The 23660-nt window shown below is 74.8% G+C and carries 21 protein-coding genes; 8 read left to right on the top strand and 13 right to left on the bottom strand.

The window, feature by feature from the left end; genetic code table 11:
- Positions 1-43 precede the first annotated feature (43 nt).
- Positions 44-904 carry a DUF6597 domain-containing transcriptional factor gene (locus ACIOJE_RS35920; protein WP_400782250.1) on the top strand — a complete coding sequence of 287 codons (861 nt, stop codon included), beginning with the start codon at positions 44-46 and terminating at the stop codon, positions 902-904.
- Here ACIOJE_RS35920 and ACIOJE_RS35915 read toward each other — a convergent pair.
- The 4 genes from ACIOJE_RS35915 to ACIOJE_RS35900 all read right to left on the bottom strand — a co-directional run bounded on the left by ACIOJE_RS35915 (position 867) and on the right by ACIOJE_RS35900 (position 4823).
- The gene (locus tag ACIOJE_RS35915) at positions 867-1838 is read right to left on the bottom strand and encodes an iron-siderophore ABC transporter substrate-binding protein (protein WP_280678766.1); all 972 of its coding nucleotides are present in this window, start codon (positions 1836-1838) and stop codon (positions 867-869) included. The two genes, ACIOJE_RS35920 and ACIOJE_RS35915, sit on opposite strands and share 38 nt — an antisense overlap.
- Positions 1839-1906: 68 nt before the next feature.
- Positions 1907-2728 (bottom strand): ABC transporter ATP-binding protein, encoded by an 822-nt coding sequence (locus ACIOJE_RS35910; RefSeq protein ID WP_400782246.1) that lies wholly within the window; start codon positions 2726-2728, stop codon positions 1907-1909.
- Positions 2728-3795, bottom strand: a complete 1068-nt coding sequence (locus tag ACIOJE_RS35905) for a FecCD family ABC transporter permease (RefSeq protein ID WP_400782244.1) — start codon at positions 3793-3795, stop codon at positions 2728-2730. Before ACIOJE_RS35905 ends, ACIOJE_RS35910 begins: the two co-directional genes overlap by 1 nt.
- Positions 3792-4823 carry a FecCD family ABC transporter permease gene (locus ACIOJE_RS35900; RefSeq protein WP_400782241.1) on the bottom strand — a complete coding sequence of 344 codons (1032 nt, stop codon included), beginning with the start codon at positions 4821-4823 and terminating at the stop codon, positions 3792-3794. The genes ACIOJE_RS35905 and ACIOJE_RS35900 overlap by 4 nt, the downstream gene beginning before the upstream one ends.
- Before the next feature lie 99 nt (positions 4824-4922).
- Between ACIOJE_RS35900 and ACIOJE_RS35895 the strand changes: the two genes are divergently transcribed.
- Positions 4923-5549, top strand: a complete 627-nt coding sequence (locus ACIOJE_RS35895) for an HAD family hydrolase (protein ID WP_280678758.1) — start codon at positions 4923-4925, stop codon at positions 5547-5549.
- Positions 5550-5558: 9 nt separating this feature from the next.
- On the opposite strand, the gene ACIOJE_RS35890 is transcribed toward ACIOJE_RS35895, so the two are convergent.
- Complete coding sequence (locus ACIOJE_RS35890; protein ID WP_400782237.1) at positions 5559-5795, bottom strand: hypothetical protein; 237 nt, start codon at positions 5793-5795, stop codon at positions 5559-5561.
- A gap of 472 nt (positions 5796-6267) precedes the next feature.
- Here ACIOJE_RS35890 and ACIOJE_RS35885 point away from each other — a divergent pair, with 472 nt between their 5' ends.
- The gene (locus ACIOJE_RS35885) at positions 6268-6651 is read left to right on the top strand and encodes a cold-shock protein (protein ID WP_400782235.1); all 384 of its coding nucleotides are present in this window, start codon (positions 6268-6270) and stop codon (positions 6649-6651) included.
- Between the two features lie 23 nt (positions 6652-6674).
- Here ACIOJE_RS35885 and ACIOJE_RS35880 read toward each other — a convergent pair whose 3' ends face one another.
- The 4 genes from ACIOJE_RS35880 to ACIOJE_RS35865 all read right to left on the bottom strand — a co-directional run bounded on the left by ACIOJE_RS35880 (position 6675) and on the right by ACIOJE_RS35865 (position 10324).
- Positions 6675-7526, bottom strand: coding sequence for a 1,4-dihydroxy-6-naphthoate synthase (locus ACIOJE_RS35880; protein WP_280678752.1), 852 nt, complete (start codon positions 7524-7526; stop codon positions 6675-6677).
- Positions 7519-8283: a futalosine hydrolase gene (locus ACIOJE_RS35875; protein WP_400782232.1), complete on the bottom strand. Its 765-nt coding sequence runs from the start codon at positions 8281-8283 to the stop codon at positions 7519-7521. Before ACIOJE_RS35875 ends, ACIOJE_RS35880 begins: the two co-directional genes overlap by 8 nt.
- A gap of 10 nt (positions 8284-8293) precedes the next feature.
- Positions 8294-8824, bottom strand: a complete 531-nt coding sequence (locus ACIOJE_RS35870) for a hypothetical protein (RefSeq protein ID WP_280678748.1) — start codon at positions 8822-8824, stop codon at positions 8294-8296.
- Between the two features lie 72 nt (positions 8825-8896).
- The gene (locus ACIOJE_RS35865) at positions 8897-10324 is read right to left on the bottom strand and encodes an MFS transporter (protein ID WP_400782289.1); all 1428 of its coding nucleotides are present in this window, start codon (positions 10322-10324) and stop codon (positions 8897-8899) included.
- Between the two features lie 457 nt (positions 10325-10781).
- Between ACIOJE_RS35865 and ACIOJE_RS35860 the strand changes: the two genes are divergently transcribed.
- Positions 10782-11663: a DUF3027 domain-containing protein gene (locus tag ACIOJE_RS35860; protein ID WP_280678860.1), complete on the top strand. Its 882-nt coding sequence runs from the start codon at positions 10782-10784 to the stop codon at positions 11661-11663.
- Between the two features lie 157 nt (positions 11664-11820).
- Positions 11821-15117, top strand: coding sequence for a sacsin N-terminal ATP-binding-like domain-containing protein (locus ACIOJE_RS35855; RefSeq protein WP_400782229.1), 3297 nt, complete (start codon positions 11821-11823; stop codon positions 15115-15117).
- A gap of 4 nt (positions 15118-15121) precedes the next feature.
- Here the strand turns inward: ACIOJE_RS35855 and ACIOJE_RS35850 are convergent, their stop codons facing one another.
- The 3 genes from ACIOJE_RS35850 to ACIOJE_RS35840 are packed head-to-tail and all read right to left on the bottom strand — an operon-like array spanning position 15122 to position 18305.
- On the bottom strand, positions 15122-15379 hold the full coding sequence (locus ACIOJE_RS35850; RefSeq protein ID WP_400782227.1) for a hypothetical protein: 258 nt from the start codon (positions 15377-15379) through the stop codon (positions 15122-15124).
- 57 nt (positions 15380-15436) lie between these two features.
- Positions 15437-17929: an HAD-IC family P-type ATPase gene (locus tag ACIOJE_RS35845; protein WP_400782224.1), complete on the bottom strand. Its 2493-nt coding sequence runs from the start codon at positions 17927-17929 to the stop codon at positions 15437-15439.
- A gap of 52 nt (positions 17930-17981) precedes the next feature.
- Positions 17982-18305, bottom strand: a complete 324-nt coding sequence (locus ACIOJE_RS35840) for a DUF2530 domain-containing protein (protein ID WP_400782222.1) — start codon at positions 18303-18305, stop codon at positions 17982-17984.
- Positions 18306-18465: 160 nt separating this feature from the next.
- Here ACIOJE_RS35840 and ACIOJE_RS35835 point away from each other — a divergent pair, with 160 nt between their 5' ends.
- Positions 18466-19926, top strand: a complete 1461-nt coding sequence (locus ACIOJE_RS35835) for an NCS2 family permease (protein WP_280678737.1) — start codon at positions 18466-18468, stop codon at positions 19924-19926.
- A gap of 75 nt (positions 19927-20001) precedes the next feature.
- Here ACIOJE_RS35835 and ACIOJE_RS35830 read toward each other — a convergent pair whose 3' ends face one another.
- The gene (locus tag ACIOJE_RS35830; RefSeq protein ID WP_400782219.1) at positions 20002-20451 is read right to left on the bottom strand and encodes a VOC family protein; all 450 of its coding nucleotides are present in this window, start codon (positions 20449-20451) and stop codon (positions 20002-20004) included.
- A gap of 130 nt (positions 20452-20581) precedes the next feature.
- Here ACIOJE_RS35830 and ACIOJE_RS35825 point away from each other — a divergent pair, with 130 nt between their 5' ends.
- The gene (locus ACIOJE_RS35825) at positions 20582-21505 is read left to right on the top strand and encodes a DUF4231 domain-containing protein (RefSeq protein ID WP_280678735.1); all 924 of its coding nucleotides are present in this window, start codon (positions 20582-20584) and stop codon (positions 21503-21505) included.
- A 231-nt stretch (positions 21506-21736) separates the two neighbouring features.
- Positions 21737-23449: a hydrogenase maturation protein gene (locus tag ACIOJE_RS35820; protein ID WP_400782216.1), complete on the top strand. Its 1713-nt coding sequence runs from the start codon at positions 21737-21739 to the stop codon at positions 23447-23449.
- Positions 23450-23660: the final 211 nt, after the last annotated feature.

Below are 23660 nucleotides of genomic sequence, written 5' to 3'. Positions count from 1 at the left end.
CGGTCTTGAACAAACGCGACGGCCCGCGCCCTAGTCTGGCCGTATGGACTCTCCCGACCTCGGCCGCGGCGTGCTCCACCCCGCCCGCGCGGCGGAGGCCATCACCGTGGACCGGCTCGAACCCGCGCCCGCCGTGGCGCGCTTCGTCGAGTTCTACTGGCTGGTCCGCTGGGACCGGCGCGGCCTCCCCCCGCACGAGCAGAAGGTGCTCGCCCACCCGAACGTCCACCTGGTCTTCGAGGCCCCGCAGGCCCGCGTCCACGGGGTCGACCGCTCGCTCTTCGTCCGCCGCCTGGAGGGTGCGGGGTTCGCGCTGGGCGTGAAGTTCCGGCCGGGCGCGTTCCGCCCCTTCGCCGGGCACCCGGTGGCCGCGATCGCCGACCGGTCGGTGCCCGCCGCCGAGTACTTCGGCCCCGGGGCGGACCGGCTCAACGAGCAGCTGCACCGCTCACCCGAGGGCCCCGCCGCCCGCGTGGACGCCTTCCTGCTGCCCCGGCTGCCCGCGCCCGATCCGCTCGCGGAGGAGGTCGCCGCCATGGTGGAGCGCATCACCGGCACCCCCGACCTGTGCCGGGTCGACGCCCTGGCCCGGGAGCTGGGCCTGACCGTCCGCCGGCTCCAGCGACTGTTCGCCGAGTACGTCGGCTCCTCCCCGAAGTGGGTGCTGCGCCGTGCCCGGCTCCACGAGGCCGCCGAACGCGCCGACACCGGAGGCGCGTTGGACCTGGCCGCGCTCGCCGCCGAACTCGGCTACGCGGACCAGGCGCACCTCACCCGCGACTTCACGGCCGCCGTCGGCACCTCCCCGGCCCGCTACGCCGGCGCCGCGCGCCGGGGCACGCCCGCGGTCACGCCCCCAGGAGGGATCAAGCCCCCAGGAAGCGCTGCAGTTCGTCCAGCATGAAGTTGGCGCCCGTGTACCCGATCCCCTGGAACCACAGCTGGTCGTCCACCGGGAACGCCCGGTGCGCCCGGACCGCCCCCAGTGCCTGCCAGCCCGGGCTCGCCAGCGCCGCGTCGGTGCCGGCCCGGCCGGGGTCGCCGTAGGTGGCGTACAGCAGCAGGTCGCCGTCCGCCTTCGCGATCTGGTCCAGCGGGATCTCGACGTCGGACTGGTCGACGTTCTGCGCGTCCGGCCGCCCCACCTGGGCGTCCGACAGCACGATCCCGGGGAAGCTCTGCTTGCCGAACATCCGGATCCCGCCGCCCTCCACGAACCGCACCAGGCTGACCTTCCGGCCCGACAGCTTCGCCGCCGACAGCGCCTGCGCCACCTGGTTGGCGTGCTTCTGGTACGCGCCGAGGAAGGCCACCCCCGCGTCCACCCGGCTCAGGGCCTGGGCGTGCAGCTGGACGTTCGCCTTCCACGGCGCCCCGCTGGTCTGGGTGAGCACGGTCGGCGCGATCTCCCGCAGCTGGTCGTAGCGGTCGCCGTCGCGCGTCTGGTTGGAGAGGATCAGATCCGGCCGCAGCGCCCGGACCGAGGCCAGGTCCGGTGCGCCGGCCTGGCCGACCCGGCGGATCCCGATCACCCGGGAGGCCGGCCAGTACTCCGGGAACCGGGTGTCGAGGGCCGGGAGCGCGGCGCCGATCGGGGTGATGCCGAGGGTCAGCGCCGAGTCCAGCACGTCCGTGTCCAGGACGATCACCCGCAGCGGCGCGCCCGGCACCAGCACCGGCCCGGCGGCCGTGTTCACCGTGACCGGCGGCGCCGGGGTGGGCGAGGCGGAGGCGCCCAGGCCGTCCGCGGTCGACGGCTCCGGCCTGCGCGTCGTACAGGCCGTGAGCGCGGCCCCGCCGAGACCGGCGAGGAACGAACGGCGGGCGATCCGGTGCATCGGCGGTCCTCAGGCGATGAGGCTTCAGGGGTCCGTCGATTATGTCCGGTTTGGTGCCGGAATCGCCGTCAGGCGTCCACGACCGCCGCCCACGGAGCGCCCGGAACGACCAACGGCGTGCCCGTCACCGGATCCGGCACCACCACCGACTCCAGCCCGAACACCTCCCGCACCAGCTCCGCCGTCACGACCTCCTCCGGCGGGCCCTGCGCCACCACCCGGCCGTCCCGCATGGCCACCAGGTGGTCCGCGTACCGCGCCGCCTGGTTGAGGTCGTGCAGCACCGCCACCACCGTCCGGCCGCGCTCGACGTTCAGCCGCCGGACCAGGTCCAGCACCTCCACCTGGTGCGCGATGTCCAGGTACGTGGTCGGCTCGTCCAGCAGCAGGATGTCGGTGCCCTGCGCCAGTGCCATCGCGATCCACGCGCGCTGGCGCTGGCCGCCCGACAGCTCGTCCATGCTGCGCTCGGCCAGCTCCGCCGTGGACGTCCGCTCCAGCGCCTCCGCGACGGCCTTCTCGTCCTCCGGTGACCACTGCTGCCACCAGCTCTGGTGCGGCTGGCGGCCCCGCGAGACCAGGTCCGCCACCGAGATGCCCTCCGGGGCCGTCGGTGACTGCGGCAGCAGGCCCAGCCGCTGGGCGATCCGCTTCGTCGGGATCCGCGCCAGCTCCTCGCCGTCCAGCAGCACCGCGCCCCGGACCGGCTTCAGCAGGCGGCCCAGCGCCCGCAGCAGCGTCGACTTGCCGCAGGCGTTCGGGCCGACGATCACCGTCACCCGCCCGTCCGGGATGCCGACGTCCAGGCCCTCGACGACCGTGCGCGCCTCGTAGGCCAGGGTGAGGCCCCGGGCCTCCAGCCGGTGTGCGGACATCCGGTGTGCGGACATCAGGAACCTCCACGACGGGAACGAATCAGCAGCCACATCAAGTACGGCGCGCCGACCATGCCGGTCACCACGCCCACCGGCAGTTCGGTCGGCGCCAGCAGCCGCCGGGCGATCAGATCGGCCAGCACGACCACCAGCGCGCCCGTCAGCGCCGAGCAGAACAACGGGACCTGCGCCGAGCGGGCCAGCCGCAGCGCGATCTGCGGGGCCATCAGCGCCACGAAGTCCACCGGCCCGGCGGCGCCCGCCGCGCACGAGGCCAGCACGATGCCCAGCAGCGCCGTGCCCAGCCGGATCCGGTCCAGCCGCAGGCCCAGGCCGACGGCCGTCGCGTCGTCGAAGGAGATCGAGCGCTGCGCCCGCGCCGCCCACAGGACGACGGGCACGGCGGCCAGCAGCACCCAGGCCAGCCAGCCGGCCTGGTCGTAGCCGGCGCCGTTCAGGCTGCCCGTCATCCAGACCTTCGCGGCCTGCGCCTGGAAGCCGTCGCCCTTGGTCAGGAACACGGAGGTGAGCGAGGACAGGGCCACGCTGATCCCGATCCCGATCAGTACGAAGCGCTGCGCGTGCAGGCCGCGCCGCCACGCCAGCGCGTACACCAGCAGCCCGGCCACCAGCCCGCCCGCCACCGCCGCGTACGGCGCCTGACCGGTCGAGCCGACCACGCCGTACGCCGTCAGGCCGACGACGGTGGCGGTCGCGCCCCAGGTCACGCCCACCACGTCGGGGCTGGCCAGCGGATTGCGGGCGACGGTCTGGATCAGCGCGCCGGCCAGCCCCAGCGCCGTCCCGACCAGCAGGCCCACGACCACCCGGGGCAGCCGGAACTCGCCGACCACCAGCTCGTGCGGACTGGGCTGCCCCAGCACCACCTTCACCACCTCGACCGGAGACACGGCCGACTCGCCCAGGCACAGCGAGGCGACGACCGTCCCGGCCAGCGCGACCAGCAGGCCCAGCACCACCGCGGCCGACCGACGGTGCAGCAGCACGGACGCCCGCCCGGCCCGCAGCACGGTGTACCCGCGCAGGGAGACGGCGCCCCGCTCGACGACGAGCTCACTCATGCCGCGACCACCTTCCGGCGGCGGACCAAGGCGACCAGCACCGGGACGCCGACGAGCGCGGTCATCACGCCCGCCGGGACCTCCGAGGGCGGGAAGAGGACCCGCCCGAGGGTGTCGGCGAGCAGCAGCAGGGCCGGGCCGAGGACGGCGGAGAAAGCGAGGATCCAGCGGTGGTCCGCCCCCGCGACGGCCCGCGCCGCGTGCGGGACGGCGAGGCCGACGAAGGCGATCGGCCCGGCGGCCGCGACGGCCGAGCCGGTCAGCACCGTCGCGCCGAGCGCGCCGACGGCCCGGACCAGGCCGGTCTTGGCGCCGAGGCCCTTGGCGGTGTCCTCGCCGAGCGCGAGCGCGTCCAGGCCGCGCGCCACCGCGACCACCAGCACCGTGCCGACCGCGAGGAACGGCAGCAGCTGCCAGGCCACGTCCGAGGTCCGGCCGGAGAGCGAGCCGACGTGCCAGAAGCGGAACTGGTCCATGGTGGCCGTGTCGGTCGTCAGCACCAGGGTGTTGAGCGAGGCGATGAACGCGGACATCGCCGAGCCGGCCAGCGCCAGCTTGATCGGCGTGGCCCCGCCCCGGCCGCGCCCGGCGAGGCCGTACACGAGCACGGTGGCGATCACGGCGCCCACGAAGCCGAACCAGACGTAGCCGGTCAGGGTGGAGATGCCGAAGCCGGAGATCGCGACGACCACGCCGGCCGCCGCGCCCTGCGAGACGCCGAGGATGCCGGGGTCGGCGATCGGGTTGCGGGTGAGGCCCTGCATGACGGCGCCGGCGACGCCGAGGGCCGCGCCGACGGCCAGCCCGACGACGGTGCGCGGCACCCGCAGCTCGCGGACGACGACGGCGTTGGCGCTGTCGCCGCCGTGCAGCAGGGCGTTCAGGGTGTCGCCGAAGGGGATGGTGCGGCTGCCGACCGCCAGGCTCAGCAGCACCGCGACGGCCAGCACGGCCAGTGCGGCGGCGAGCCACGCTATTCGGTGGCGCGGTGTCCGTCTCGCGCCGGGCGGCGCGGTGGTGTCGGTCATGAGCCCTCTCCGCAGACAACTCAGGTCAACCTAAGTTCCCGCCGGAAGCCGGGGCAAATTACCCCGGTGCCCGTACCGCTCGTTGGATAACCTGGCGGTATGCCCGCGACCTCCTTCGCCCCGCTCACCGTCGGCTTCGACCTGGACATGACGCTGCTGGACACCCGGCCGGGTATCCGCGCCACCTATCTGGCGCTCTCGGCCGAGACCGGCGCCCACATCGACGTCGACCTGGTCGTCACCCGGCTCGGCCCGCCGCTGCTGGACGAGATCCGCAACTGGTTCCCGGAGGACGAGGTGGAGAGGGTCGCCACCCGCTACCGCGAGCTCTACCGCGCCCACGCCTTCGCCCCGACCGTCCCCCTCCCCGGCGCGCACGCCGCCATCGAGGCCGTCCGCAGCCACGGCGGCCGGGTCGCGGTGATCACCGGCAAGTACGAGCCGAACGCCCGCCTCCACCTGGAGCACGCCGGGCTGCACGCGGACGCGCTGGTCGGCGACCTGTGGGCGGAGACCAAGGGCGAAGCGCTGCGCGAGCACGGCGCGAGCGTCTACGTCGGCGACCACCTCGGCGACATCCGGGGCGCCCGGCACGCGGACGCCGTCGCCGTGGGCGTGGCCACCGGCCCGTACGACGCGGACGAGCTGCGCGCGGCCGGGGCCGACGTGGTGCTCGCGGACCTCACCGAGTTCCCGGCCTGGCTCGCCGTCCACCTGGCGGGCTGAGCCCAGGCCCTAGGGCTGGGCCTCCACCCGGCGGCGCTGGGCCCGGGCGTTGCGCAGCAGCCCGACCAGCGCGGCCAGGAAGCCCGCCGGCATCAGCATGCTCAGCCAGTACGCGGCCGTCGGCAGCGGCGTCAGGTGCAGGAACAGCGGGACGAAGGTCACCAGGGTGGCGAGCGCGCCCAGACCGAAGACGACCGTTCCGGCCTTGACGTACACGTCGCCGGGATCGGCGCTCTGGCTGCTCACGACTGCTCGCTCCTCGGGGCTGTCCGGCGGTCCCCCCAGTCTGGCAGAGCGGCCGCCGGGCCCCGTCACCGGAGCGGTTCGGTCACGTTGCGCAGTTTCTCGGAAGCTGAACGTTTTGATCCCTGCTGGGCGGGGGTATGCAGGGGGTGCCGAGGGGTGCGACAGGTGCGCCCCGTGTCCTCAGACCCGGGGGTGTGAGCCGATGGACCGCGCCGAGTCGCGCCCCGGTCGTGCCAGTACCGGGTCGCTCCGGACCGCGAGAACGCCGCGCCCGTACCGCCCCCAACGGGCCCTGGAACGCGGATCTTTCGCGGAACGCGGATGAGGCAGTGACGGACCGTTAGTCTGCTCCTGGCAGCGTGCTGACCATGAGCGCCCGCGGGCGCCGAGCCGAGGTCGGCCGCCTTTCCCACCACCCAGTGATCCCCGGCCAGGGCCGGGATCCCTCACACCCATTCGAGGACTGTTCGAGATGCCCACCGGCCAGGTCAAGTGGTTCAACGAGACGAAGGGCTTCGGCTTCCTGTCGCGCGACGACGGCGGCGACGTCTTCGTCCACACCAAGGCGCTGCCCGCCGGTGTCACCGTGCTGAAGCCGGGCCAGCGGGTCGAGTTCGGCGTGGTCGCCGGCCACCGCGGCGACCAGGCGATGGCCGTGCAGCTGCTGGACACACTGCCGTCGGTGGCCGCCGCCCAGCGCAAGAGCGCCGACGACATGGCGCCGATCGTCCAGGACCTGATCACCACGCTGGACGCGGTGCTGCCGGGCCTCCAGCACGGCCGCTACCCGGCCAAGGCGACCGGTCAGAAGCTGGCCGGCCTGCTGCGCGCGGTGGCCGACCAGTTCGACATCTGAGGTCAGGAAGGGTCCGGAAGGGTCTAGAAGTCGAGCGCACCCGGGTCGAGCGGGGGCACCAGCCCCTCCGCGGCGGCCCGGGTGAGCAGCGCGCGCACGGCCGCGTAGCCCTCCTCGCCGAGGTCCGCGGTGAACTCGTTCACGTACAGGCCGATGTGCTGGTCCGCGACGGCGGGGTCCATCTCCTGGGCGTGCGCCAGCACGTACTCCCGGCTGGCCGCGGGGTCCGCCCAGGCCTGCCGGACGGAGGCGCGGACGGCGTCGGTCAGCGCGCGCAGCCGTTCGGCGCCGAGCGAACGCCGGGCGACGATCGCGCCGAGCGGGATCGGCAGGCCGGTCTCGCGCTCCCAGGCCTCGCCCATGTCGGCCAGGCTGTGCAGGCCGTACTGCCGGTAGGTGAACCGGGCCTCGTGGATCACCAGGCCGGCGTCCACCCGGCCGTCCCGCACGGCGGGCATGATCTCGTGGAACGGCAGCACGACGATCTCGCCGAAGCCGCCCGGCACCGCCTTCGCCGCCCAGAGCCGGAACAGCAGGTAGGCGGTGGAGCGCTCGGACGGCACCGCGACCGTCTTCCCGGTGAGGTCCGCGGGGGCCTCCGTGCCGGGCCGGGTGAGCACCAGCGGGCCGCAGCCGCGCCCGAGCGCGCCGCCGCAGGGCAGCAGGGTGTACTCGTCCAGGACCCAGGGCAGCGCGCCGTAGCTGATCTTCAGGACGTCCAGCTCGCCGCGCTCGGCCAGGCCGTTGGTGACGTCGATGTCCGCGAAGGTCACCTCGGGGGCGTCCGCCCCGGGCACCAGGCCGTGCGCCCAGGCGTGGAAGACGAAGGTGTCGTTCGGGCAGGGCGAGTACGCGATGCTCAGCCGTTCAGCCACGGCCGGCCTCCTCGATCAGTTCGGGGACGGGCAGCGCGGCGAAGGCCCGCGCCAGGGCGGTCAGTGCCTCGCCGATCCGCCAGGCGGCCCGGTCGCGCGGGCCCACCGGGTTGGAGACGGTCCGCAGTTCCAGCACCGGCACGCCGTACCGGGCGGCGGCCTCGGCCACGCCGAAGCCCTCCATCGCCTCGGCCAGCGCGCCCGGGTGGCGGGCGGCCAGTGCGGCGGCCCGCTCGGCGCTGCCGGTGACGGTGGAGACGGTCAGCACCGGGCCGGTGACGGCCCCCACGGCCTCGGCGGCCAGGGCGACGGCGGCCGGGGGCGGGGTGTGCCGGACGGTGCCGAAGCCCAGCTCGGTGACGTCGGCGAAGCCCTCCGGGGTCTCGGCGCCGAGGTCGGCGGTGACGATCGCGTCGGCCAGCACGGTGGCGCCGACCGGGGCGTGCGGGGCGAACCCGCCGGCGATCCCGGCCGAGACGACCAGGCCGTAGCGCTCTCCCCGGGCCCCCGACGCGCCGAGCGCGGCGGAGGTGGCGGCCGCCGCGGCGGCCGGGCCGACCCCGCCCGCCAGGACGTCCACCGGGACGTGCTCGGCGCGGTGCAGCTCACCGCCGGGCAGCGGCAGCACGGCGGCCGGGCCCGGCAGGCCGCGCAGGACCGCCTGGGCCTCGGCGGGCACCGCGACGACGACGAGCAGTCGGGCCCGGTCGGGGCCCGACGGCTCGTTCCGCCCGTCGGAGACGGCGTGCGCGGTCATCGCAGGACCGTCAGTTGTCCTGGGTGTTCAGCTGGAAGTACCAGACGGCGACCGGGTTGTCCGAGTTCTTGTCGCCCTCGACCACGGTGAGCAGGGTCTTGCCGGAGGCGTTCAGCAGCTTGCTCGCCGACTGGGAGCCGGAGTAGCTCGGGCCCTTGGCGTAGGAGAACAGGCTGTAGCGCCCGCCCTGGCCCTGCGAGCCGCCGTTGGTGAAGGCCCACCAGCCCTTGTCGGCCACGTTCGGGCTGACGCCGACGCCGACCTGGTCGCTCACCACGACGTCCGAGGTCGGCAGGGTGCCGTCCTTGAGGGCCTGGGTGGCCTTGTCCTGGCACTCCTGCTGCAGGTCCTCGGTGATCGGGCTGCCGCCGTTGAAGCACAGCGGGTCCGCGACGATCGAGGAGTTGCCGACCGTGAGGGTCGCCCGGTGGGAGCTGTGCTCGGTCTGGCCGCTCGCGATGGCGACGGACGTGCCGACCGTGGCGACACCGACCACGACGACGGCGCCGAGGGCGGCGATGGCACGGGTATTGAGGCTCATGCGTCAGAATCTACCGGGCTTCGCCGATCACGCTACGCGGGGGTCGGCCACCGCGTGTTGCCCGTCGCCCGCTCACGCCACCCGGGGCGCCGCCGTGCGCCGCCGCCAACCCACCCGGAACAGCGTGCGGACCGTCCACAGCAGCATCAGGCCCACCACCGCGGCGGCCACCGACAGCCCCAGCACCCCGTTCAGCGGCAGCAGGATGCCGACCGCGCCGCCGGCCACCCAGGACAGCTGGAGCAGCGTCTCGGAGCGGGCGAACGCCGACGTCCGCACCGCCTCCGGGACGTCCCGCTGGATCAGCGCGTCCAGCGCCAGCTTGCCCAGCGAGGCCGCCACCCCGGCCACGCCCGCGACCAGGACCACCGTCACCACGCCGTACCAGAGCGCCGCGGCCGCCGTCACGCCCGTCGCCAGCAGCAGCATCGCGGTGACCGTCGCCTCCGGGCCCCGGGTGCGCAGCCAGGAGCCCAGCACCGATCCCAGCGCGTTGCCCGTCCCCGCCGCCAGCGCCACCAGGCCCAGCGCCAGCGTCGGCCGCAGGCCCCCGATCGGCTCGTCCCGCAGCAGGAACGCCAGGAACATCACCAGGAAGCCGACCAGCCAGCGCAGCGCCGACATCGCCCGCAGCGCCAGGATCACCGACGGGCCGACCGTGCGCAGCGAGGCCTTCGGCGCCCTGGTGCCCTCCCGCGCCGGCCCGCCGTACACCTCGGCGTGCAGGACGGCCCGCTGCTCGCCCTTCGCGGAGTCCACCGCGTGCGGCAGGTGGAAGGCCATCAGGGTGCCGATCACGAAGACCAGGAACGCGCCGCGCAGCGGCCAGCCCGGCCCGATCAGGTGCAGCAGGCCGCCCACCCCGGCCGCCACCCCGGTGGCCAGCAGCCCGGCCAGGGTGACCCGCGAGTTCGCCTTCACCAGCGACAGCCGGCTCGGCAGCAGCCGCGGCACCACCACGCTGCGCACCACCCCGTACGCCTTGGACGCCACCAGCACGCCCAGCGCCTCCGGGTAGAGCGCCAGGCCGCCGCCCGCGATCACCCCGGCCATCGTCCAGGCCAGCACTGCCCGGGCCAGCATCGACATCGCCATCGCCGCCCGGCGGCCGTGCGGCAGGCGGTCCAGCAGCGGGCCGATGACCGGGGCCAGGAGGGCGAACGGGGCCATCGTGATCAGCAGGTAGAGCGACACCCGGCCGCGGGCCTCGCCGGTGGGCACGGAGAAGAAGATGGTCGAGGCCAGCGCGATGGTGATCAGCATGTCGCCGAAGGAGTTCAGCGCGTGCAGCTCGATCAGCTTCGCCAGGCCGGACTCGCCCGCGCCCTCCGCGGAGGTGGCCTTGCGGATCCGGCGGCCGGTGCCGTGCACCACCCGGCCGGTCCGGGCGCCGGCGGCGGAGGCGGTGCGGACCAGGAGGTTGCGGCTCGGCTCGGGGGGCTCCTCGGCGAGGTCCTCGTCGTCCTCGTCCAGGAGGCCGGGTTCGGGGTCGGCTTTCATGAGGCTCACCGGGGAGGCGGGCGGCCCGGGATCGCCCACCGGCTGCGGTTCGCCCGCAGCGGGGACCGGAGACTGCTGTCGCGGCGCGGCATCCGCCTCGTCGGGGCTGCCGGCCTGCGAGGGGCGCAGTGCGTGCTGCGACGGGTTCTCGTCCGCCACATGCCCATCCTGCCCCAGAATCGCCACAGTGACGCGGGATTCGACCCCGCTCGGCGCGGCCCTGGAACGGCTGCTGCCGCCCCGGACTGTGCTGGGGCGCCGACCGGCGGGTAGCCTGCCCGGAGGCCGTGCGCCGAGCGCCGGGGCGCCGGGCAGGTCCGGACGAGCGGCGCGGCCGGTATCCGCGACGGCCCCCGGTCGCGCAGAATGGACAAGGGACTACCGATCCGCGACGGAACAGGCAACACGCCGTGGGCGACAGAAGAACTGGGAGAGAATCGACGCCGTGAGTGCTGCGATGCGAAGCCGTACCCCTGATCGGCTCTGTGCCGAGGCCGTCGAACTCGCCCGGAAAGCGGCCGAGGAGGCCGTCGGGCCGGAGACCGTCGGTCCACATCTCGGTGCCCAGGCGGACGCCGACCGCGTCGTCACCCACACCTTCGAGTGCCTGGACGCCGCCTACCGCGGCTGGCACTGGGCGGTCACCGTCGCCCGCGCCCCGCGCGCCAAGAACGTCACCCTCGACGAGGTCGTCCTGCTGCCCGGCCCCGACGCCGTCCTCGCCCCCGAGTGGGTGCCGTGGAGCGAGCGGCTGCGCCCCGGCGACATGGGCCCCGGTGACCTGCTGCCCACCGGCGCCGACGACGAGCGCCTGGAGCCCGGCTGGAGCGGCGACGACGAGCTCGCCCCGAACTCCGCGGTCGCCCTCGCCGCCGAGGAGGACGTGGTCGTCTCCGACCCGGGCGTCCAGCCCGCCCCGGCCCGCGCCCAGATCAACGCCGTCGCCGAGGAACTCGGCATGGGCCGCAGCCGGGTGCTCTCCAGGCTCGGCCTGCACCTGGCCGCCGACCGCTGGGAGAAGTCCCACGGCCCGCAGACCCCGATGGCGCAGGCCGCGCCCGCCGCGTGCGGCAGCTGCGGCTTCCTGATCCCGATCGGCGGCTCGCTCGGGCAGGCCTTCGGCGTGTGCGGCAACGAGTTCGGCCCGGCGGACGGGCAGATCGTCTCCTTCGCGTACGGCTGCGGGGGGCACTCCGAGGCGGCCGTCATCCCGGCCCCGCCGGCGCCGTCCGAGCTGATCCTGGACGAGCTGGTGGTCGAGCCGCTGCAGCTGCACCCCGACCGCACCTCCGGCTCGGTCGAGCCGGACGCCCCGGCCGAGGAGCTCGGCCACTCCTGATCGTTCGGGCCCGGGGCCCGCTCCACCGAACCGGTGGAGCGGGCCGCGGCGTTCGTGCAGACGGACCCCAGGACGGGGGCGCGGTCCGGAGCAGCGGCCGGGGCGGGGGAGAATGCCCACCGTACGAAGTACAGGGCGGCGGAAGGCGGCAGGTCCAGTGGAACCTCGGATCATCGGCAGCGGCACGGACGAGCACCTCGCGGACCCCTTCGGGAGCGCCGCGCTGCGCCGGCGGGTGCTCGACGCCTGGGCCGCCTCGCCGGCCCGGTTCCGGGAGGACGCCAACGCCGAGGAGGAACTCGCGCTCGGCGGCTACCGCGACCGCCTGGTCGTCGAGTTGGCGCAGAACGCGGCCGACGCGGCGGTCCGGGCCGGCCACGGGCCCGGGCGGCTGCGGCTCACCCTCGCCGACGGCGTCCTCGCCGCCGCCAACACCGGCGCCCCGTTGGACGCGGCCGCCGTCGAGTCGCTGTCCACCCTGCGCGCCTCCTCCAAGCGCGGCGAGACGCCCGCCGTCGGCCGGTTCGGCGTCGGCTTCGCCGCCGTCCTCGCCGTCACCGACGAGCCCGCCGTGCTCGGCGCCACCGGCGGGGTGCGCTGGTCACTCGGCGAGGCCCGCTCGCTGGCCGCCGCGCAGCCCGCGCTGGCCGAGGAACTGCGCCGCCGGGACGGCCACGTGCCGCTGCTGCGGCTGCCGTTCGCCGCCGAGGGCCCGGCCCCCGCCGGTTACGACACGGTGGTCGTGCTGCCGCTGCGGGACGCCGCCGCCGAGGACCTGACCCGCCGTCTGCTGGCCGGCATCGACGACGCGCTGCTGCTCACCCTGCCCGGCCTCGCCGAGGTCGTGGTGGAGACCCCGGAGGGCACCCGGACGCTCACCCGCGCCGCCGCCGAGCCCCGCCCGGACGGCGTCACCGAGGTCGCCGTCACCGACGACGCGGACGGGCAGCCGCGGCGGACCGTCTGGCAGACCGCGGGTGCCACCGGCACCCTGGACGCCGACCTGCTCGCCGACCGCCCCACCGAGGAGCGCGCCCGCCCGTACTGGACCGTCACCTGGGCCGTCCCGGTCGCCGCCGACGGCGCCCCGCAGCCGCCCGGCATCGCCCCCGTGCTGCACGCGCCCACCCCCAGCGACGAGCCGATCGGGCTGCCCGCGCTGCTCATCGCCTCCTACCCGCTGGACTCCACCCGCCGGCACGTCGCCCCCGGCCCGCTCGCCGACTTCCTCACCGAGCGCGCCGCCGACAGCTACGCCGACCTGCTGCGGGCCCGCGGCGCCGACCTCGGCTCGCTCGGGCTCGTCCCCGGGCCGCTCGGCCAGGGCGCGCTCGACAACGCCCTGCGCGCGGCCGTGCTCTCCCGGCTGCCCGGCACGCCGTTCCTGCCGCACCCGGCGCCGGTCGAGGAGGGCACGCCCGCGCTGCGGCCCCGGGACGCCACCCTGCTGGAGGGCGCCGACGGCTCGGTGGTCGAGGCGCTCGCGCCGATCTTCCCCGGGCTGCTGCCGGCCGGCCTGGAACGCCGCACCGAGCTGCGGGTGCTGAACGTGCGCCGGGTGCCGCTGGCCGAGGTCGTCGACCAGCTCGGCGGCCTCGACCGGGAACCCGCCTGGTGGCGCAACCTGTACGCGGCGCTCGGCGCCGCCGACCCGGAGGCGCTCGGCGCGTTGCCCGTCCCGCTCGCCGACGGCCGGACCGTCACCGGGCCCCGGCGCGTCCTGCTGCCCTCCGAGGACGCCGACTGGGCGGCCTTCCCCGGCTACCCCGAGTCGCTGGCCGACGCGCTCGCCGCCCTCGACCTGCGGCTCGCCCACCCCGAGGCCGCCCACCCGCTGCTCGCCAAGCTCGGCGCCGGCACCGCCACCCCGGCCGGGGTGCTCGACACCCCCGAGGTGCGGGCCGCCGTCGCCCGCTCCTACGAGGTGGCCGAGGACGACCCGGACGCCGCGCTCGAACTGGGCGATGCCGTCCTGGCGTTGGTCAAGGCCGCCGCCCCGGCCGTCGGCGAGCACCCGTGGCTGGCCCGGCTGGCCCTGCTCGACGACGAGGGCGAGCCCGCCCGCGCCGGCGAACTCCTGCTCCCCGGCAGCCCGCTGGCGGCCCTCGCCCGCGAGGAGGACGCCGGCTGGGTGGACGACGAACTGCTGGAGCGCTGGGGCCCCGACGTGCTCACCGCCGTCGGCGTGCTCGCCGACTTCGTCCTCGTCCGCGCCGAGGACGTGGTGCTCGACCCGGACGACCTGGAGCGGCTCGACCCCACCGCGCCCGCCGACCGCGCGGCCGGCGGCCTGCCCACCGGCCTGCTCGACGAGGCGCCCGACGGCCTCGCCGAATGGGCCGAGGACGCGCTCGAAACCCTGCACGCCGACGACGTTTCGGGCGTCCCGCCGGTGGCCGCCGAACTGCTGGCCGTCCGCGACCTCGACCTGGTCGACGACGACGCCTGGCCGGAGGCGCTGGCCGCGCTCGCCCGCCCGCCGTACCGGGACGCCGTGGTCAACCCCGTCCGCACCCTGCTGCCGGACGGCTCCTACGCCGACCTGCCGCCGTACACCGCCTGGTGGCTGCGCGACCACCCGGTGCTGGACGGCCGCGAGCCCGCCGGGCTGCGCGCCGCCGGGGCCGACCCGCTGCTGCGCGGCCTCTACGACGAGGCCCGGACGACCCTGGACGAGCAGTTCCTGCACGCGCTCGGGGTGCGCACCACGCTGGCCGCGCTGCTCGCCGAACCGCACGGCCCGGACGAGGTGCTGGACCGGCTCACCGACCCGGCCTCCGCGATCGGCCACCGCCAACTGCACGGCGTCCACAGCGCGTTGGCCCGGGTCCAGATCGAGCGGATCGATCCGCTCGACGTGGTGCGGGCGCTGCCTCCGCTCGACCCGGACACCGGCCGCCGGCCGGCCCACACGGTGATCGTCGACGCCACCGAGGCGGTCGTCGCCGACGCCCCCGACCTGGTCCAGCTGTTGCACCCGTACCCGCTGCTGCCGGTCGCCCCGGCGCTCGCCGCCGACCTCGCCGAGCGGCTGCACGTCTCGCTCGCCAGCGAGGTGGCCGGCGGGCGGGTGCTCTCCGAGGGCGTGCTGCACCGGGTCCCCGCGGTGGTCAGGGAGCTGCTGCCCGGCTGCCCGGTCGCCTACGAGGAGCACGAGGAGCTGCTCGTGGTCGGTCCGGACGGCGGCGAGGCCGCGGTGGACTGGCGGTGGGACGTCGAGGCGGACGCCCCGGAGGCGCCCTACGACCCGGACGCGGCCGAAGCCGCCGACGAGGACGACGAGTTCGAGCTCCCGCCGGTGCCCGGGCTGCTGCACGCCGCCACTCCGGAGGGCCTGGCGGCCGGGCTCGCTTGGTCGGTCGGGCAGTGGCACCGGCGGTTCGAGGTGCTGGCCGCGCTCAGCGAGCCGGACCGGGCCTACGAGCTGTCCGCGGCGCGGGACTTCGAGGGCTGAGCCCTCAGCGGTCCCGCCCACGGTGCTTGAGCCGCAGGTAGACGCCGACGGTGGTGGCCAGCCAGACGGCCGCCACCAGGGCCTTCAGGGCCGTCGGCGTCCGCGGCAGCGCCAGGGCGGTCATCCCGTCGGCGGTCATCAGCCAGCGGCCGCCCACCAGGGCCAGGACCGTCAGCCCGGCCGCCAGCAGGCCGGCCAGGAAGGCGGCGAACGCCTCCACCTGTCCGGTCTCGCGCTCGGCTTCCCCACCCGTGCGGGCCATGTCGGCACCCCCTCTCGGGGTCCATCATCCAGCCTGCGGGCCGGGGGTGCCAGGGCCTCACTCCATCCCGCGGCGCTTCATGAAGCGCCAGGCGACCTCCAGGGCCAGACCGCAGATCACCGCGATGCCGACGCCGACCCAGGGATCGCGGATGCCGACCAGGCGGAGCTGGAAGAAGTCCGACAGCCAGGGCACCAGCAGGACCAGGGCGAAGGCGCCGCCCATGGTGCCGATCAGCAGCAGGCGCCACCAGTTGTACGGGCGGGCGACGATGGCGAGCACCCAGATGGCGATCAGGAAGAGCGTCAGGGTGGCCACGCTGGTGTCGGCCTTGAGGTCGGTGACGTGGTCGGCGCGGGCCAGTGCGTAGGCCACGAACGTCCCCGTGCCGGCGATGACGCCGCCCGGGACGGCGAGCCGCAGGACGCGCTTCACGAAGCCGGTGCGGGCCCGCTCGTTGTTGGGGGCGAGGGCGAGGAAGAAGGCCGGCACGCCGATGGTGAGGGTGGAGAGCACGGTGGAGTGCCGGGGCAGGAACGGGTACGGCGAGTGGGTGAAGATCACCAGCAGCGCGAGCAGAACCGAGTAGACCGTTTTCACCAGGAACAACCCGGCGACCCGTTCGATGTTGCCGATCACCCGGCGGCCCTCGGCGACCACCGAGGGCAGGGTGGCGAAGGAGTCGTTCAGCAGCACGATCTGGGCGACCGCCTTGGTGGCGTCGCTGCCGGTGCCCATCGCCACGCCGATGTCGGCGTCCTTGAGCGCGAGCACGTCGTTGACGCCGTCGCCGGTCATCGCCACGGTGTGCCCGCGGGACTGCAGGGCGGCGACCAGCTGGCGCTTCTGCTGCGGGGTGACCCGGCCGAAGACGGTGGTCCGCTCGGCCGTGTCGGCGAGGGCGTCCGGTTCGGCGGGCAGGGTCCGGGCGTCCAGCGGGTGGTCGGCGCCGGGCAGGCCGAGGTGGCCGGCGACCGCGCCGACCGAGACCGCGGCGTCGCCGGAGATGACCTTGGCCTGCACCTGCTGGCCCTCGAAGTAGCGCAGGGTCTCGGCGGCGTCGTGGCGCAGCCGTTGCTGGAGCACCACCAGGGCGAGCGGGGTGAGCCCGGCCGCCGGGTCGGGGGAGTCCAGCGGGACGGGGGTGCGGCCGAGCAGCAGCACCCGCAGGCCCTTGGCGCCCAGCTCGTCGACCTCGGCGAGCGCCGGGTGCCCGGCCGGCAGCAGCACGTCGGGGGCGCCGAGCAGCCAGCTGGCCTCGCCGCCCTGCGGCTCCAGCAGCTGCACGCCGCTCCACTTGCGGGCGGAGGAGAAGGGCATCGCCTCGATCACCCGCCAGCCGTTGCCGCCGGCGCCGCCCCCGGGGCTGCTCCCGTCGCCGGTGGAGCCGTCGCCCGGGGAGCCGTCGCCGTACGCGGCGATGACGGCCTGTATGGAGGGGTTGGGGCGGGCGTCGGCGCCGGCCATCACGCCGAGCGCGTGCCTGATGGTGTCCGGGGTGACGGCGCCGGGCTCCCCGTCGGACAGGACGCGCAGGTCGACGACGTCCATGCCGCCCTCGGTGAGGGTGCCGGTCTTGTCCAGGCAGACGGTGTCGACCCGGGCCAGGCCCTCGATCGCCGGGAGCTCCTGGACCAGGCACTGCTTGCGGCCCAGCCGGATCACGCCGATCGCGAAGGCGACCGAGGTCAGCAGGACCAGCCCCTCGGGGACCATCGGCACGATGCCGGCCACCATGCGGCGCACGGCCTCGCGCCAGTCGCGGCCCTCGACGGCCAGCTGGCTGATGATCAGGCCGAGGGCGGTGGGGATCAGCAGGTAGGTGATGAAGCGCAGGATGCTGTTGATGCCGCTGCGCAGCTCCGACTTCACCAGGGTGAACCGGCTGGCCTCCTCGGCGAGCTGCGCCGCGTACGCCTCGCGGCCGACCCTGGTGGCGGTGAACGCGCCCGCGCCGGCCACCACGAAGCTGCCGGACATCACCTGGTCGCCGGGCTGCTTGAGGACGGGGTCGGGCTCGCCGGTGAGCAGAGACTCGTCGATCTCCAGGCCGTCCGCCTCGGTGACCTCGCCGTCGACGATCACCTTGTCGCCGATGCCGAGCAGCACCGTGTCGTCCAGCACGATCTCAGCGACGGCGATCGCCTCGACGCTGCCGTCCCGGCGGACCTGCGGGCGGGCCTCGCCGATCAGGGCCAGGCTGTCCAGGGTCTTCTTGGCGCGCAGCTCCTGGATGATGCCGATCGCGGTGTTGGCGACGATGACCAGGCCGAACAGGCCGTCCTGGATCGGGCCGACGATCAGGATGATCCCGAACATCACGCCGATGATCGCGTTGAAGCGGGTGAAGACGTTGGCCCGGACGATCTCCTTGGCGGAGCGGCTGGACCGTACCGGGACGTCGTTGACCTGCCCGTTCGCGACCCGCTCGGCCACCTCGGCGGCGGTCAGCCCGCCGCGTCGGCCGGGCAGCAGCCCGAGGGGGTGCGCACCTTCGGGGCGGTCGCCGTCGCCGGGCTGCTCTTCCGCGGGGTGGGCAGGCTGCGTCATGGCACCGACTCTACGGGCGCCTTATGTCCGATGCGTGCTACTAAAGGACTATTCAGTCCGACCGGGTGGCCGGGCCCTGGCCGTCGTCGCCGGGTGCCCGCTGCGCGTCGTCGGTCGTCCGGTTCGCGGCCTCGGCGGCGCGGTCGCGGGCGATGGCGTCCCGCCGGGCGCGGCAGTACCAGAGGCCGATCAGGCCGAGTAGGCCGCCGGAGAGGCAGATCCACGGCCAGGTGCCGTGGCCGTGGTCGGAGAGGGTGCCCTGGAAGGGGAGCAGGGCCAGAAAGGCGACGAACCACAGCACCGTGCCGCCGCCGACGATGGCGACGTCGTTGGCCTCCAGCGGAGGGGGCGAGGGGTGCAGCGGGGTCTTGGGCATGGGGCCTAGCGTACGGTGCGGCGGGTGGCCCGCAGGGGCCCACGGGGTTCTACGCGCGAAGATAGCGCGTGTGCGATCGGGAAACCATACTGAAAACCCCCCGCCCGGCCACCGTAGCCCTGGGCGTCCCCTCCTCAGCTCCCCCACAGAGGACGCACGCATGCCTGTGGTCCAGCCGACCACCGAGTCGCCCGAACCCGCCTCCAGCGCACCCGAGCCCCCCTCCGGTGCCCTGGACCGCTACTTCCGGATCAGCGAGCGTGGCTCCAGCCTGCCGCGCGAGATCCGCGGCGGCATCGCCACCTTCTTCACCATGGCCTACATCCTGGTGCTGAACCCGATCATCCTGGCCAGCGGCACGGACCTGACCGGGGCCCACCTGGACAGCGCCCAGCTGGTCACCGCCACCGCCCTCACCGCCGGTCTCACCACCCTGCTGATGGGCGTCATCGGCAACGTGCCGATCGGCCTGGCCGCGGGCCTCGGCGTCAACACCATCGTGGCGCTCCAGCTCGCCCCCAAGATGACCTGGCCGGACGCCATGGGCATGGTCGTGCTGGCCGGCTTCGCGATCATGCTGCTGGTCGCCACCGGCCTGCGCGAGCGGGTCATGAGCGCCGTGCCGCTCGGCCTGCGCAAGGCCATCGCGATCGGGATCGGCCTGTTCATCTGCCTCGTCGGCCTGGTCGACTCCGGCTTCGTCAGCCGCATGCCGGACGCCGCGCACACCACCGTCCCGCTGCAGCTCGGCGGCAGCGGGCACCTGCTCGGCTGGCCGGTGCTGATCTTCGTGTTCGGCCTGGTGCTCACCCTGGTCCTGGTGATCCGCAAGGTGCCCGGGGCGATCCTGATCAGCATCGCGGCCAGCACCGCGCTCGCCGTGCTGGTCGACAAGTTCGTCGACATCCCGGCGCTCAAGTGGGGCCTGACCGTCCCGGTCTGGCCGGGCAACCCGGTCGCCGCCCCGGACTTCGGCCTGGTCGGCAAGGTCAGCCTGTTCGGCGGCTTCGAGAAGGTCGGCGTGCTGACCGGCGTGCTGTTCGTCTTCACCGTGCTGATGTCCTGCTTCTTCGACGCGATGGGCACCATCCTCGGCGTCGCCGACGAGGCGCACCTGCTGGACGAGAAGGGCGACCTGCCCGGCATCAACAAGATCCTGATGGTCGACGGCATCGCCACCGCGGCCGGCGGCGCCACCTCCGCCTCCGCGAACACCTGCTTCGTCGAGTCGACCGCCGGCGTCGGCGAGGGCGCCCGTACCGGCTTCGCCTCGATCGTCACCGGCCTGCTCTTCGTGGTGGCGCTCTTCCTCACCCCGCTCGCCACCATGGTCCCGGCCCAGGCGGCCACCCCGGCCCTGGTCACCGTCGGCTTCCTGATCCTGGCCGGCTCGATCAAGGAGATCGACTGGGCGGACCACACCATCGCGATCCCGGCCTTCCTGACCATCGTGATGATGCCGTTCACCTACAGCATCACCAACGGCATCGGCTTCGGCTTCATCGCCTTCTGCATCCTGCGGCTGGCCGCCGGGCGCGGGCGCAGCGTGCCGGTCCCGCTGTACGCGGTGGCGGCGGTGTTCGCCTTCTACTACCTGATGCCGGCCCTCGGTCTGCTCTGACCCCCGGCCCGGCCACGACGGCGGCCCCGCACTCCTCCTCGGAGCGCGGGGCCGCCGTCGTTTTCCGGCCGCCGGTCAGTGGACGCAGAACTCGTTGCCCTCGGGGTCGGCCATGATCGTCCACGCGCCGCCCGGCTCCTTGACGTCGCGCAGGAGGGTGGCGCCGAGGGTCTGGAGGCGGGTGACGGTCGACTCCCGCTCGCCCGGGCCCGGGTGCACGTCGAGGTGGAGGCGGTTCTTGTCGGACTTCGGCTCGGGGACGGCCTGGAAGAGCAGGCGGCGGCCGAGGCCGGTGCCGGTGGCGGGGTCGTACGGGTCCTCGGGGTGGCGGACGGCGGCGAGGGTGCGCCAGGCGGGGCGGCCGTCGACCTCGGTGACGGCGTCCGGGGTGACGGCGCCGGCGTCGAGCAGGCGGGTGATCAGGGCGCCGTGCTCCTCCAGGGTGTAGTCGAGGGCGGCGGCCCAGAAGGCGGCCTGGCGGTTCGGGTCGGCGCAGTCGATGACGAGCTTCCAGTGCAGCGGCATGTGACCGGTTGTAGCGGTTTCCGGACGGCGGGGCAGTCATCGTCGGCTGGAATATGTCAAAAATGGGTCTGTGTAGGGCAGTTGGCGGAGGGAATACTGCCTGGACGGACACGGGGAGGAGGCTCGACCGATGGTGCAACAGGATCCGCCCGGGGGAGACGAGGCGAAGCTGCTGCCGGAGCTGTTCTGGACGGCGGACAAGGCCTCGCTGGACGGCCAGCGCGAGACGCTGCGCTGGTACCGCGGACTGATCGCGATGCTGGTGATCGCCGCCCTGATCGGCTCGTTCCCCGGGCCGGACAAGCGCGGCGCCTTCGACACCACACCGCTGTACTCGGTGGCCGCCTTCCTGATCGCCGGCTACTTCTGGTCCCGGCTGCGCCGCAGCAACCCGCAGGGCCGCTGGTACGAGGCCCGGGCGGCGGCCGAGTCGGTCAAGACGCTGGCCTGGAAGTACACCGTCCGAGCCCGGCCGTTCGACGGCGAGGCCGAGTCCGCGGACGTGGACCGCGGCTACCTGCTCCAGGTCGAGGACGTGCTGCGGGCCTTCGAGGACCCGGAGATCGTGCCGCCCGGCACCGTCCCCGAGATCACCCCGGAGATGCGGCGGATGCGGGCCGGCAGCCTGACCGCCCGCCGCACGCTCTACCTGCGCACCCGCGTCGAGGGCCAGCGCACCTGGTACCGCGCCCGGGCCGAGGCGTGCGAGACGCAGGGGGTGTCCTGGGGGCTCGGCATCGCGGCGATGATCATCATCGGCGCGGCGGCGGCCATCGCCCAGGCGACGGGCGCCCTGCAGGTGCACGTCTTCGGGGCCAGCTCGGCCGCGGCCGCCGCCATCATCGCCTGGACCCAGCTCAAGCAGCTGCGCCCGCTGGCCGCCGCCTACCAACTGGCCGCGCGCGAGCTGGAGAACGTCGGCAACCAGCTCTCCGACCTCGACCTCAAGGCGCCGGACGCCGAGGCGCGGTGGGCCCGACTGGCCGCCGAGGCGGAGGACGCCGTGTCCCGCGAGCACACCACCTGGCGGGCCCGCCGGGCGTTCCCGAGGTAGCCCGCCGCGCCAGGGCCGGTCCTGCCGGACGGGCCCTAGCGGACGAAGGCGAGCGCCGTACGTCAACTCCGGGGAGACGCTGGGGAGATCCGGCGCGTGCGGGCCACTCCGGGGACACAGGTGTGCGGGATGCGTGAGGGTCGGGCGGGAAGGCGTAAAACGTAATCATTGCGTGTCCATGCCCTGGTTTCATCGCCTGCGCGCGACCCCAGTTCCTTGCCGGAGGCCCCCTTGCGCATTCTCCTGATCGCCAGCGCGTTCAACAGCCTGACCCAGCGCGTCCACACCGAGCTGCGCGAGCGCGGCCACCAGGTCGCCGTCCAACTCGCCCTCGGTGACGAGCCGATGAGGGCGGCGGTGGCCCGTACCGACCCCGAGCTGATCATCTGCCCGATGCTCACCAAGGCCGTCCCGGAGGACATCTGGTCCACCCGAACCGTCCTGATCGTGCACCCCGGTCCCAAGGGCGACCGCGGGCCCTCCTCGCTCGACTGGGCGATCACCGAGGGGGCGGAGCGCTGGGGCGTGACCGTCCTGCAGGCCGTCGAGGAGATGGACGCCGGCGACATCTGGGCGTCCGTCGAGTTCCCCGTCGCCGACTGCGGCAAGAGCGAGCTGTACCGGGGCGAGGTCGCCGACGCCGCCGTCGAGGCCGTCCTGCTCGCCGTCCAGCGCTACGAGGGTGGCCTGTTCACCCCCGAACCGCTCGACTACGACCGGCCGGACGTCCACGGCAGGCTCCGCCCGCTCCTGCGGCAGGAGGCGCGCCGGATCGACTGGGCCGCCGACGACACCGCCACCGTGCTCCGCAAGCTCCGCGCCGCCGACTCCCAACCCGGCGTGCTCGACGAGTTGTTCGGGCGCGAGTACTTCCTGCACGGCGGCCACCCCGAGGACGAGCTGCGCGGCCCGGTGCCCGGTGCCGTGCTCGCCACCCGCGACGGCGCGATCTGCCGGGCCACCGTGGACGGCGCGGTCTGGATTCCGCAACTGCGCCCGCGCCGCACCCCGGGCGGGCCGGCCACCTACAAGCTCCCCGCCGCGACGGTGCTCGCCGACCGGCTGCACCGGGTCCGCGAAGTGCCGGTGACACCGGCCTCGGCGGCCCGCCGGGACACCTGGTCGGAGCTGCGCTACCGCGAGGACGGCGATGTCGGCTACCTCGAATTCGCCTACGCCGGCGGGGCGATGAGCACCGGGCAGTGCCGCCGGCTGCTCGCCGCCTACCGCCAGGCCGCCGACCGGCCCACCTCGGTGCTGGTGCTCGGGGCGCCCCGGGACTTCTACTCCAACGGGATCCACCTCAACGTCATCGAGGGCGCGGCCTTCCCGGCGCTGGAGTCCTGGGAGAACATCAACGCGATGGACGACCTCGTCCACGCGATCCTCACCACGACCGACAAGCTCACCGTCGCCGCGCTGGCGGGGAACGCGGCGGCCGGCGGCCTGATGCTGGCGCTCGCCGCCGACGAGGTGTGGTGCCGGGAGTCGGCGGTGCTCAACCCGCACTACCGGCTGATGGGCCTGTACGGCTCCGAGTACTGGACGTACACCCTGCCGCGCCGGGTCGGTGCCGAGCAGGCCGAGCGGCTGACCACCGAGGCGCTGCCGGTCGGCGCCGAACACGCGCGCCGGATCGGCCTGGTGGACCGCACCTTCGGCGGGGACGCGGCCGCCTTCCGCCGCCGGGTGGCCCGGGAGGCCGCCGGGCTCGGCGCCTCGCCGGAGCTCACCGGCCGACTGGTCGACAAGAAGCGCCGCCGGTCCGCCGACGAGGAGGCGCAGCCGCTGGCCGAGTACCGGGCGGAGGAACTGCGGCGGATGCACGCCAACTTCTACCGGGTGGGCGAGCCGTACCACGCGCTGCGGCGGGACTTCGTGCACAAGGTCTGCCCGGTGGCCACGCCCGAGCACCTGACCGGGCTGCTCGGGCGGCCGGAGTGAGGCGGGGACGTCCCGCGTGAGCGGGGCGTCCGGTGCGAGCGGGGGGCGTCCCGGGTGAGCTGAGGGTGTTCGGAACGAGCCGGAGGCGTGGGGGCGGGGGGGGGGGGCCCGCCCGGCGCCCCCCGCCCCCCCGGGGCGCCCCCACCCCCCCCGCCCCCGCCGGGGTGTGCGGGGCCCCCGCGCGCGGGGCCCGCCGGGGCCCCCCGGGCGC

The sequence above is a fragment of the Kitasatospora sp. NPDC087861 genome, assembly GCF_044742585.1.
GTDB lineage: Bacteria > Actinomycetota > Actinomycetes > Streptomycetales > Streptomycetaceae > Kitasatospora.
Note: the sequence above shows the minus strand (reverse complement) of the source record. Positions and strands in the feature narration are given on the sequence as shown.